Origin of the sequence: Cupriavidus sp. SHE (genome assembly GCF_000812445.1) — a bacterium.
GTDB lineage: Bacteria > Pseudomonadota > Gammaproteobacteria > Burkholderiales > Burkholderiaceae > Cupriavidus > Cupriavidus metallidurans.
Genome location: NZ_JWMB01000054.1, coordinates 1 through 11,385 on the forward strand (window position 1 = coordinate 1; position 11,385 = coordinate 11,385).

The 11,385-nt window shown below is 59.7% G+C and carries 8 protein-coding genes and 2 pseudogenes; 5 read left to right on the forward strand and 5 right to left on the reverse strand.

Translation table 11 applies throughout. From position 1 onward, the window contains the following. The first annotated feature begins 320 nt into the window (after window positions 1-320). Both flgB and RN01_RS26225 read left to right on the forward strand, forming a co-directional pair. The gene (gene flgB / locus RN01_RS26220; protein ID WP_008650726.1) at window positions 321-743 is read left to right on the forward strand and encodes a flagellar basal body rod protein FlgB; all 423 of its coding nucleotides are present in this window, start codon (window positions 321-323) and stop codon (window positions 741-743) included. A 499-nt stretch (window positions 744-1,242) separates the two neighbouring features. Further along, window positions 1,243-3,732 (forward strand): heavy metal translocating P-type ATPase, encoded by a 2,490-nt coding sequence (locus RN01_RS26225; RefSeq protein ID WP_011514822.1) that lies wholly within the window; start codon window positions 1,243-1,245, stop codon window positions 3,730-3,732. Between the two features lie 57 nt (window positions 3,733-3,789). Here the strand turns inward: RN01_RS26225 and RN01_RS33350 are convergent, their stop codons facing one another. From RN01_RS33350 to RN01_RS26245, 4 genes are all read right to left on the reverse strand, one after another. Then, a complete protein-coding gene (locus tag RN01_RS33350) occupies window positions 3,790-4,092 on the reverse strand; it encodes a zinc ribbon domain-containing protein (RefSeq protein WP_008650724.1) in 303 nt (100 codons plus the stop codon). A gap of 232 nt (window positions 4,093-4,324) precedes the next feature. Then, window positions 4,325-5,446 (reverse strand): glycosyltransferase family 2 protein, encoded by a 1,122-nt coding sequence (locus RN01_RS26235; protein WP_008650723.1) that lies wholly within the window; start codon window positions 5,444-5,446, stop codon window positions 4,325-4,327. Continuing rightward, window positions 5,443-5,826, reverse strand: a complete 384-nt coding sequence (locus RN01_RS26240) for a GtrA family protein (protein WP_008650722.1) — start codon at window positions 5,824-5,826, stop codon at window positions 5,443-5,445. Before RN01_RS26240 ends, RN01_RS26235 begins: the two co-directional genes overlap by 4 nt. Beyond that, on the reverse strand, window positions 5,823-7,430 hold the full coding sequence (locus RN01_RS26245; RefSeq protein WP_008650720.1) for a glycosyltransferase family 39 protein: 1,608 nt from the start codon (window positions 7,428-7,430) through the stop codon (window positions 5,823-5,825). Before RN01_RS26245 ends, RN01_RS26240 begins: the two co-directional genes overlap by 4 nt. A gap of 483 nt (window positions 7,431-7,913) precedes the next feature. Here RN01_RS26245 and RN01_RS26255 point away from each other — a divergent pair. Further along, window positions 7,914-8,210 (forward strand): annotated as a pseudogene (locus tag RN01_RS26255) (integrase core domain-containing protein); the annotation flags it as partial. A 41-nt stretch (window positions 8,211-8,251) separates the two neighbouring features. Here the strand turns inward: RN01_RS26255 and RN01_RS26260 are convergent. Continuing rightward, window positions 8,252-8,700: pseudogene (locus RN01_RS26260) on the reverse strand (transposase); the annotation flags it as partial. A gap of 164 nt (window positions 8,701-8,864) precedes the next feature. Between RN01_RS26260 and RN01_RS26265 the strand changes: the two are divergent. Both RN01_RS26265 and RN01_RS26270 read left to right on the forward strand, forming a co-directional pair. Next, window positions 8,865-9,110 carry a hypothetical protein gene (locus RN01_RS26265; protein ID WP_008650714.1) on the forward strand — a complete coding sequence of 82 codons (246 nt, stop codon included), beginning with the start codon at window positions 8,865-8,867 and terminating at the stop codon, window positions 9,108-9,110. Window positions 9,111-9,829: 719 nt separating this feature from the next. After that, the coding region (locus tag RN01_RS26270) for a glycosyltransferase family 39 protein (RefSeq protein ID WP_052261201.1) at window positions 9,830-11,385 on the forward strand (1,556 nt) is incomplete at its 3' end.

The window sequence follows — 11,385 nt, forward strand, 5'->3', positions numbered from 1 at the left end:
CAGCGTGTACTGCGCCCGCTTTGTCTTGCTTGTCATCACATCTCTCCTTGCTTCAGTTTAACCTCAGCAAGGGATTCGTTTTGCGGGGGCAAGCTCAGCGAAGTAATTACGTGGGGTCACTTCGTCGCGTGATGACGACAAGGTGGAACGTACCGGGGTTATGTGGATTGACATGGCTTTCGCGCGGACGCGTCAACCTGTGTGCGCGCGAACATTGCGGGCCGGTAATGGGAAACTCACGAAAAGAGGTCGCTTCTCTCGAAGCAAGATCGACTGCCTTTGCAATACGCTGCGGGTTCCGATCTAGTTGGAGAGTAAGGATGGACACGCCATACGTCGCAAAATGGGCGCGTAGCGAAGACAGCGTTCATGAGCAAGCGCTGCGACTTCGCACACGGAGGTTCGAGCTGCTGTCTGCAAATATTGCAAATGCGGATACGCCGAACTACAAGGCGCGCGATATCGACTTCAGCGCCGAGTTGGATAGGGTGATGGGCAGTGGCCAGAATTTTGCGGGCATGACCATGACTTCGCCGCGACACATCGAGGCAAGCAAGCCCGCGCTGGAAGAGGATCTGATGTATCGCGTCCCCCTGCAGTCGAGTATGGACGGCAACACCGTGGAGATGGACGTCGAGCGTGTGGCGTTTGCAGAGAACGCGCTGCGGATGCGGTTCTCCATTCAAAAGACTGCCGACGAGTACAAGGACATGCTCAAGCTCTACCAGGACATGCGGCCCTAGCGGGGAAACCGCGACTACTGGCAGGGCGGCTTGGGTGCGGCGACAGCGCTGGACGCGTCTCTGGAAGACGGCTCCGGTGTGCTCGCTGCGGATTCCTGCTTCGACGGATGTTTGGCTGTGCGATGTCGCGGGTTGGCCGCCCAGGCAACCCGTTGGTCGCGGGAGGCGTATCCCGTGTCTGAATGTCCAATGGCGAGGGTGTGCCACTGGGTCGGCTTCTCGCTGAGTCGATCACCGGTCGCAGGAGCCGGCAAAGCGTAGGCCAGCAAGGCAGAGCATGCGACGGCGCTAATCATCTGTATGGTTCCTGGACGGATGACATGAGGATCCTGTCATCCGCAAGATAGTACGCTCAGATTGCGGGCACATTACCAACGCATTACGGCGGGGCATTGGGGCGCTGACTCGTTGAGCTTTGTTGTTGCAATGCGGGGCACACTAGTTGCTAATAGTGTGCAACGGCGTGAATGCCGATTCAGACTGACTGGAGCCCGCGACAATGACCGAAAAGCTGCGCCTGGACATTCCTGTCTTGCTTCCTGGCCTTCCCGATTCCTCTGATCCCTGTGTAGAACGGTTGCTGTCCGAACTGAGAGGGAAAGAGGGCGTCGAGGCGGCGCATATAAAAACTGCAAATGTTGATAGCGATTCACAGATATGTGTCCACTACGATCCCGCAGCGATTTCCCTTGCCCGCATCCGGGAGCTGGTGACAAGCACGGGTGCGGTGATTTCGTCGCGGTTTGGTCATGTGCTTTGGCAATTGAAGGGCGTCTGGCACGAACGACGAGCGCGAACCGTAGCTAGCCAACTGCGGGCCTTGCCCGGCGTCATCGAGGCCGAAGTCAGCGCCTCCGGCATAGCGCGCGTCGAATTCGACAACGATCGGATCTCCGCGGCAGGGATCGAGCAGGCCCTGTCAAAACGCGGGCTCGCGCCGGTTGAGATCGGTGCCCGGAAGAGCGGTCATGCAGACCATGAACACCGCGAAGGCGTCAAGGATCATGCACATGGGGAAGGCGAGGGGCATGAGGCCCACGCACACGGCAGCGTGTTTGGCCCGAATACTGAGCTAATCTTCTCCCTGATCTGTGGGGCCTTGCTTGGTCTCGGATTTGCCGTTGGTAAGCTGTTCGGCAGCCTGCCAGCATGGATTCCGGTTGCCTTCTTTGTCGGCGCGTATTTTTTTGGTGGTTTCTATACCGTTCGGGAAGCGATAGAGAACCTCCGGCTAAAGAAGTTCGAAATCGACACACTGATGCTGGTAGCCGCCGCAGGGGCGGCGGCGTTAGGCGCTTGGGCGGAAGGCGCGCTACTTCTCTTTTTGTTCAGTCTCGGCCACGGGCTCGAACACTACGCCATGGGGCGCGCCAAGCGGGCGATCGAAGCGTTGGCGGCGCTCGCACCGGCTACAGCAAGTGTGCGGCGTGAAGGCGAGGTACGAGAGGTCCCCGTCGAGGAATTGCAGGTGGGGGATGTGGTGGTGGTTCGGCCGAACGAACGCCTCCCCGCCGATGGTTTTCTGGTAAAGGGGGCTTCCGCAGTCAATCAAGCGCCGGTTACTGGCGAAAGCATCCCGGTCGACAAGCAGCCCGTGGATGACGCCGCCGCAGCCAGGAGGAAGCCCGATGCCGTAGGGGCCGTGTCCCGCGTGTTCGCCGGAACCATCAATGGCGCCGGCGCCATTGAAGTGGAAGTGACGCGCCTTTCCACGGACAGCGCCCTGGCGAAAGTCGTCAAGATGGTCAACGAGGCCGAAGCGCAAAAGTCACCGAGCCAGCGGTTCACTGAGAAGTTCGAACGGATCTTTGTTCCTGCAGTGCTTGTGCTGGCGGTATTGCTGCTGTTTGCAGGGCTAGTGATCAATGAGCCGTTCAGTGCGACCTTCTACCGCGCCATGGCGGTGCTGGTTGCCGCCAGCCCATGCGCGCTCGCCATCGCGACACCGAGCGCGGTGCTGTCGGGGGTAGCGCGCGCCGCTAGAGGGGGTGTACTGATCAAGGGCGGGGCGCCGCTCGAAAACCTGGGTTCACTGAAAGCCATTGCATTCGATAAGACGGGGACGCTGACGGAGGGGCGCCCCCGTATTACCGATGTGATGGTCGCCGAAGGAGTAGCTGAAGCGGAATTGTTGAGCGTAGCGGTCGCCGTGGAGTCGCTCAGCGACCACCCGTTGGCTGCGGCCATTGCCCGCGATGGCCGCAAGCGCCTGGAAGGCAGTTCCATCCCGGAAGCGTCTCATCTCCAAAGCTTGACCGGACGCGGGGTCACGGCGACGTTGTGCGGTAAGACCGTCTGGATTGGCAAGCCTGACATGTTCGGCGCCGACGGGATTGCACCGCTTAGCGAATCGATGGCGAGCGCAGTGCAGACGCTGCGCAGCACTGGCCGCACGACAATGATCGTCAGGCAGGGAGATCGGGACCTCGGCGCCATTGGGCTGATGGACACGCCGCGCGCCTCGGCGCGCGCTGCCCTCGAGGCACTGCGCAGGCTGGGTATCACACGCATGATCATGATCTCCGGCGATCACCAGCGCGCAGCCGAAGCCGTCGCCAAGGACGTAGGTATCGATGAAGCCTGGGGCGATCTGATGCCTGAGGACAAGGTCAAAGCCATCCAGACGTTGCGCGCGGAAGCCAAAGTGGCCATGGTCGGCGACGGCGTCAACGACGCGCCGGCAATGGCCAACGCCACGGTGGGCATCGCAATGGGTGCGGCAGGTTCAGATGTGGCACTGGAAACGGCGGATGTTGCGCTGATGGCCGACGACCTCCAACACCTGCCTTTTGTGGTCGGTTTAAGCCGACATACGCGGGCCATCATCCTTCAGAACGTGTATATCAGCCTCGGCGTCGTGGCGTTCCTTCTGCCAGCCACGATCCTCGGCCTCGGTATCGGGCCCGCCGTGGCCATGCATGAGGGGTCGACGCTGATCGTCGTGTTCAATGCGCTTCGACTGCTAGCCTATCGCGACAAATCCCCATGACGGGCCCCGGCCGCAATGATGGCGATGCCAGATGCGGCGGCAGCTATGGCCGCCGACTCATTTGGCGGCATTGCCGCAACTTCCACAGAACTTTGCGTCGCGTGGGAGTAAGGTGCCGCATCGACTGCACGGCGCCGGAGCCAGTGAACTGCCGCATTGCTGGCAGAAGCGCGCGCCCTGGGCGCTCACCGTGCCGCAGTTGGGGCAGTGGACGCCGGCGGGGCTTTGTGGTGGCAAAGGATTCCCATAGCCGTAGCTGCCGCCACCATCATGATGACCTCCTCGACGACCGTGCTCACTTCCGCCGCCGTGATGACCGCCGCTGTGACGGCCCATGAGCCTTTCCAAGAAACCCATCATTCCTCCTAAGTGGATGGATCGTCGCTGCGGCCCCGTGGTGTCGGGTGCTGCGACGACTTGCGCTGCTACGCGTCAGCCAATGCCTGTAGTAAATAGTCTGTAGTGACTACAGGGTCAATGGTCGGTGGATGCGAAGAACGGAATAAGTTGAATACGAGGCTCTTTCTTTCGAAAACGTCATGATCCCGATAGTTGCTGGCCATGTCGTGAGAGCGCATGGAAGGCGGGCTGTCTATCGGCTTGGCGCAAGGGTTTCCGTGAGGATGGCATCCCGCTGAGGAGCCTCGGGGAGGCCAGGAGCTTTGCCTTCCGGGCATCCGGGTGCGTGAAAGATTGCTGCAGGCGGGGTGCCACCCCGTGTCGCTGCGGCCACCTGCCCCGGCTCAGCGGTGGGGGTGCCGGGGCCGATCGGCGCCGTATAGCTTGCCACCAGATACACCGGCCGCCGCTTGACTTCATTGAACAGACGCCCAACATATTCCCCGAGCACGCCTAGGAAAACCAGTTGCAGGCCGCCCAGCAGAAGCAGGGCGGTCATCATGGATGGGTAGCCGTGTACGGGGTCGCCGTAGAGCAGCGTCTTGCCAACGATGAAGGCGGCCATGCCAAAGGCGGGAACGGCAACAAGCAGGCCGATCGAGGTTGCAAACTTGAGCGGCACGGTGGAAAAGGCAGTGATGCCATCCACGGCAAAACGCAACAGCTTGCGGTAGTTGAACTTGGTCGTCCCGGATGCCCGCGCGTCACGCCGATACAAGACGGCCGTCTGCCGGAATCCTATCCAGGCATACAGCCCCTTCATGAAGCGGTGCTGCTCCCGGAGTTGTCCGAGTGCGGCAACGGCACGACGGCTCATGACGCGGAAGTCGCCGGTGTCGGCCGGAATCTCCGTATCGCTGAGCTTGCCCATCAGGCGGTAAAACCAGTGCGCGGTGAACTTCTTGAGGAACGATTCGCCATCCCGGGAAGTGCGCGTGGCGTACACCACGTCGAACCCCTCGCGCCATTTCTCGATCAACGACGGAATCAGTTCGGGCGGATCCTGCAGATCGGCGTCGATGATCACAACGGCGTCGCCGCTTGCCACGTCGAGGCCCGCCGTTAGCGCGGCTTCCTTGCCGAAGTTGCGACTCAGCTCGACAATGCCGACGCGCGCTTCGGCCGCCTTGAGATTGTGTGCAACCGCCAGTGATCGATCGCGGCTGCCATCGTCCACGTAGATAATCTCGTAGTCCGATGCCAATCCATCCATCACGCGGAGAAGCCGAAAGTGAAACTGTGGCAGGACAGCTTCTTCATTGAAGAGCGGTACGACGACCGAGATCTTCTCTGGCAGCAGGCTGGCGGCATTCATCGCATCGCTCCATTCATGAACGTCCAATTTGCATGGAGTACGTAGTTGACCAACATGACGAAAATTGTCGAGAGGATTTGAGCAACCAGGTAGTGAAGCCCCAATGCTAGTCCAGCCCACATCAGAAGTGAGTTAAGAAAGAACGCCAGCGCGGAAACGAGAATGAACCGTCCGAAAGTGGCGCGTTGTGGTCGGACTGGTGTGAACACCCATCGGCTGCTGATGCAGTAGTGCGTCAGAAGGCCTGCAACACTGCCGGCGGCAGACGCCGGTAGCGCTGCAACCCCGAAACCGACCAGCGTGATCAGTGTTGCGTAGTGTGTAGCGGTTGCCGTCGCCCCCGCGCCCAGAAACCGTACAAATCGTGATGGGATGTTCATGGTTTTTGCACCAGAACGTTGACGCCATGTCGTCCGATCACAGTTGTGTTGCCGCCGAGCAGCGGTCTCAGTCGATGAAACGTCTCGTGCCGCATGACCGCGAGCTTGTGACCAGGGGTCAGCCATCGCTGCGCAAAAGCTTCTTCATTAGCAATCCACTTGTCGGGCTCGACCGAGAAGCCGAGATCCAGCTCGGATCTGGCCCCGACAATGATCGGTTCTCGTTCGGCGTAAAACGCCAGACCTCGGTCAATCTGGCCCACGTTGAACAGTTGTGTGTTGTCGCGGGACGCCGCCTTGGCTTCCAAGCCAAGTGGTTTGATGGAGAGGGACCCAAACGCCCGAGACGCCATCAAGCCAGCCTGAAGGCTGGCCAGCGTCGCCAGCGAAGCGACGGCAACCGCGCAGAGCCTGTGGCCGCGCAGGGCGATCCCAAAGGCCAGGAAGCCACCGATGACCAGAATGCCCATCGTGATGGCGCCCCAGGTATGCAATGAGGCCGGATTGCTGATATTGAGCTTCAGTACCGCATTCGACATTGTCGGATGCCATAGCAGCACGGCGATGGCAACGCCGAGCACAGGCATGGCAAGAAAGCTTGCCGCCAGTGTGGGGCGGGCTGCAGTCATGGATCTGTACGCGAGCAAGACGGCCACCGGTGGTAAGGCGGGCAGGATATAGAGCGGCAGCTTCGAGCGCGAAATCGAAAAGAAGGCAATGACAACGACTACCCACAGCGACAGAAACAGTCGTGCGTCGAAGCCAGGCGTTGCCTGTGCGCTGCGAGAGCGGAGTGCGATAGCACGGGGAATCAAGCCCATGAACGGCAGGACGCCTGCCGCACCAACGGCCAGGAAGAACCAGAATGGCTTGTCCCGCTCGTGAACCGAGGACGAGAATCTCGCGAAGTGTTCGTGGATGAAGAAGTAATTCAGAAATTCGGGGTTGCGCTGGGACACCACGACAAACCAAGGCATGGTGATGGCCACCGCAAGCAGGCTCCAGCGCCAGAATCTCGCGCTAAAAAATGCGGAAAATTGTCGAGTGACCGCCCCGTATAGCAGCAGCGTGATTCCTGGCAGTACCAGGGCAATCAGGCCTTTGGCAAGAAATGCCAGACCGACCAACAACCAGATCAGGGGGTATAAGCGAGGTTCCCGATTCTGGTAGGCCACGGCGAAAACGAGAGCGGCACTGCCGAGCAGTGCGCCGACACCAATGTCTGTTGTTGTCAGATTCGAGCCGAGAATCCAGAGGGGAGCGCCGATGAGCACCAGCGCTGAGGCGAGGCCTATGCGCGTGTCATAGAGCGATCGCGCCGCCCACCATGCGGCGAGTGCGCCCAGCAGTCCCACAAGCGCACTCCAGATCCTTGCTGTCCACTCGGACGGCCCGAAGAGCGTATAGGCGCTGGCGGTCGCCCAATACTGCAGGGGCGGCTTGTCGAAGAACTTGATGCCGTTCAACCGCGGCGTGACCCAATCGCCGGAGACGAACATCTCGCGCGGAACCTCGGCGTAACGACCCTCGTCGGGTTCATAGAGGGGACGCACGGATAGCGTGGACATCCAGAGGACCACCGTGAGTGCGATGGTCAAAGCCATGAAAATCTGTCGCTTCAAGAGACTGCCCGTCCAGGTGTGCGGTGGCCACTGCTACCGCGCTTGGTCAAATGCTCTCAGGGCGCAACGACATAGATGCCGGATGTGGTTCGTCGCCGTCGTGATGTTGGATCATGGAGCAGTTCACGCGGCGCCGCTTGACGCCCCACGAGCCGAGGATGCGATTCACGCGGGAGTCCGAAGGATGGCGACTTGGCCAGCAGAGAGCGAACAGCGGGATTCTAGGGCGCTCACCTGTCGGGGGGATTACGAGATGATGACGGCGCAGTCCGCCGTCGAGTGCTTTGCGGCAGAAGAAGTTGCCTGACGAAGCGTCAGCGTTAGCTCATGGTAACCCAAGTGCTTCGGAGAACGGGCGTCGGGTTCGATGCGTTGGTGCGTAACCATTCGGCAATGTCGCCGCAATGTTCTGCATAGTAAACTTGACGCCCCGCAGTTGTCAGCGGGCCTCATCACCCTTAGTACGCCGGGGTGCAGCCCTCGATGGGATCGGCGGGCGATGCTTATGACAACGCCATGTGTGAAAGCTTCTTTGCAACGCTCGAATGCGAGCTGCTGATGCGTTCGCACTTTGCCACGCATGATGACGCGCGGCGCGCCTTGTTCACTTGGATCGAAGGCTGGTACAACCCACATCGCTTGCACAGCGCGTTGCGCTATCGAAGCCCGCAGGAGTTTGAAAGGATGACCGCCCATGACAAGGATCTGACGCAACACTCAGCCTTCACCGCCCCATCACAAGGAGACAACCCATCGAACTAAGATTCCAATGCAGATCTGTCCGAAAAAACGGGGTAACCCCAATCGTCGGTTTGCCTGGCACTGCGCCCGTCTTGCCAGTCTGCAGGCCGAGCAAGCTTCTCTTCTACATTTTTGATCGCGCTACACCGAGAACTTCGCAGACCAGCTTCACAGGTCGTCCCCCGCCAATGAGGTTGAGCGCGCAAATTATTTTCGCGAGGTCATCACCTCCACTGCCTCACGGAGAATCTCGTTCTCCATGGTCTTCTTGCCCCAGCATGCGCTGTAGCTCACGGACTTGCTTGAGCGCGTCGCTCAGGCTCGATGGCGGCACGACTTCTTCACCAGCCCTAACCGCCGATAGACTGCCGTCCTGGTACAGCTTGCGCCAATGAAGGAGGTGATTCGGATTTCCGCCTTGCTGGCACGCCACCATCAACACCGTCTTGCCCGGCTCACAGCTCTCGCGCTCAATCGAAACACAGTCGTATGCCCCCGCCTGTAAGTTCATTGTAAGGGGGAACTGTGTCCGGCAATTCAGGGGGCCGCTCCAGGCTCGCTCCATCCGGATAGCCCCCCCGAAAGCAAGTAAATCGATTAATTATGCGTAAATGAACTGCGCATAAAATAAGATCGCGTCTTGGCACGACTTCCTAAAGCGAGAGGATACAGGCGATGGCCCAGAATGGTGCAATAGTCTTGGAGGCGCCCAGCGGCGATCCAGATGCCGCTGAGTTGCAAGCGGTGGAGATGGAAGCGACCTTGCAGAGCCTGATGCAGCTTGGATTAGTGACGTCGTGGCTGCGGCTCGCCGACAGCTCGTACCGAGTGGAGGTCGATGGAGAAATCATGGAGCAGCTCTCAGTACTCGGATGGGCGCGCAACTGCTGCCCTCGGCGGGCACCCGAATCTCTGGAGTAGCCGCAACTCCCTCTGAGCGTAAGGCGGCGTAGCTCCAGCAGTCTACGTGCACGTGCGTAATGCATTCGGGAAGCGGCTTCTTGACTGGCCGAGCTCATTTTCGCGGCCCGGTCGGTCGAGCCCGGCGCACACTTTAGATCGTGGATGATTTCGCATGGCAACATGCTTCCGGCGAAGATCACGTTATTTGGATGGGCGAGCGCTGGAGCCGTGAATGGATTCTAGTGCTATGCGGCTCACTAAAGCCCAATTGAAGGTGGCCGGGTGTGACGAGCACGCGCTTGATTGGTTGGACTGACGTCCATGGCCATCATTTGATCATCGGCCGCTGTTTGTAAGGTCTTAAGAGGCCTTCCCTCAGGTCCAGCGATCGCGGCGCAACCGCAAAACCGACTGTCAGGCTCCCTCCTCCTTAGTCGCTCGACACAACGCCCTATCCCCAACTTCCCGGTCGATGGCTCCGCACGTCATCTTCCCGTAATCCTTTCGACAGGTCAGGACCCTAAAATCTGTCATCCGGATGCAAAAATATCGCGTTCGAGACATTGCAACGGCCACCTCGCGGCCCAAGCCCTTTCCGTGAATACGGTCTGCAGACTCGGGATCGAAAAGAAGCGCGTGTCCGTTGCAAAGCCCCAGCACCACGATCCTGCGAGTAGCTTTCGGAAGTGGCACAGGCGACGCGTACGTCTGATCGGCAGAAATTTAACCGTAACTACATGGGCCTGCTCTCAAAACGACGGATTTTGCCTGTCTTGACGATGACACTGGCAATGGTCCTTTGGATGTCGACACTAGCCATTCGCCCGCTGTATGAACCCGATGAGGGGCGTTACGCAGAGGTTCCGCGGGAAATGTTCGTCTCGGGCGACTGGGTCACGCCGCGGTTAAATGGCGTCAAGTTCTTCGACAAGCCACCCCTTCAGTATTGGGCGACCGCCGGCGCCTATACGCTTTTCGGGCCGTCCGAATGGACAGCAAGGATCTGGAGTGCTCTTGTGGGACTGCTGGGCGTACTTGTCGCATGGTGGGCTGCGCAAAAGCTCTATGACAAGCACGTTGGCCTGGCTTCAGCGTCGGTACTTATCGGCGCACCCTTATGGATTCTCGGCTCGAATCTGACAACGACGGACATCGGCGTCGGCTCACTGCTCGGCAGTGCGGCTCTCGTTTTCGCTGTGGCTTACCAGCGTCGGGACTATCGCTTATACCCGATTATCTGGCTGTTGGTCGGTCTGGCATTTCTTGCCAAAGGCCTGATCGCTCTCGTATTGCCAGCAATAACGCTGGCGCTGTACGTGGCGATCACGCGACAGCGATCCGCGTTCTTCAGCGGGAAATTCTGGCGCTGGAGTCCGCTTGCGGTGGCAATCACAGCGCCTTGGTTCATTGTGGTGTCCTTGCGCAACCCCGAATTTCTGAACTACTTCTTTATCCACGAACACTTCGCAAGGTTTTCTTCCGCGATACACGAGCGAGACAAGCCAGTCTGGTTTTTCCTTGCCGTTGCCGCGGCGGGTGTGCTGCCGTTCATTGGCTTGATCCCTCGTGCTTTCTCTTTCTGGTCTCGCAGCGCTCGGGCGACGCAGCACTTCGATTCGAGATTGTTTTTGTCACTCTGGGTTGTTGTTGTCCTTACCTTCTTCTCGATCTCCCGCTCCAAGCTGCCGCTGTATATCCTGCCAGCCTTTCCACCGATGGCGGTGCTGCTTGCGCACCGTGCTATGTCCGGAGTCCGCCCCACGTTGGCTGCAAGCTTTCTTGCCATGCCAGTGCTCGCGGTGACGATCGGCTTCCTGCTGTGGCATCCGACCTTGTCAAATGCGCTACTGAAGCGCGACGTCAGCGATCCGGCAACGTTGCAGACCTGGGGCTCCATCACCGTAGGCATTCTCGCGATCGGTGGCTTTCTGGCCTTTGGGATCGCCCTGCGCGGCCGCAGGCTCTGCGCGGTTGCCGTCGCTTCGCTGGCGACGCTGGCCGGCCTTCAGGCTGGCTTGATGGCGTCTCGGGCGTTTGGATCCCTCTCCATCAAACCACTTGGCTTGGAAGCCAAGGCGGCGTCCCGCGTTGACACAGAACTGTTCGACGTGGGACAAATTGACCGAGGCCTAGCATTCTACACCGAGCGATTACCTACCATTGTCGGCGCCAGATCCGAGCTAGATCTTGGCTTCTCGGTCGAGCCTGGAAAGTGGATTGCTAATGAAGAGGCCTTTGCGCAGCGATGGAAGACCCCTGGTCACAAGCTCGCGGTCATGCGGCACGAGACGTT

Bases quoted from the DNA above. Each gene is read 5' to 3' on its own strand.
- RN01_RS26240 (WP_008650722.1), bottom strand. From the start codon at position 5,826: ATGAACATCCCATCACGATTTGTACGGTTTCTGGGCGCGGGGGCGACG.
- RN01_RS26235 (WP_008650723.1), bottom strand. From the start codon at position 5,446: ATGAATGCCGCCAGCCTGCTGCCAGAGAAGATCTCGGTCGTCGTACCG.
- flgB (WP_008650726.1), top strand. From the start codon at position 321: ATGGACACGCCATACGTCGCAAAATGGGCGCGTAGCGAAGACAGCGTT.
- RN01_RS26225 (WP_011514822.1), top strand. From the start codon at position 1,243: ATGACCGAAAAGCTGCGCCTGGACATTCCTGTCTTGCTTCCTGGCCTT.
- RN01_RS26265 (WP_008650714.1), top strand. From the start codon at position 8,865: ATGGCCCAGAATGGTGCAATAGTCTTGGAGGCGCCCAGCGGCGATCCA.
- RN01_RS33350 (WP_008650724.1), bottom strand. From the start codon at position 4,092: ATGATGGGTTTCTTGGAAAGGCTCATGGGCCGTCACAGCGGCGGTCAT.
- RN01_RS26245 (WP_008650720.1), bottom strand. From the start codon at position 7,430: ATGGCTTTGACCATCGCACTCACGGTGGTCCTCTGGATGTCCACGCTA.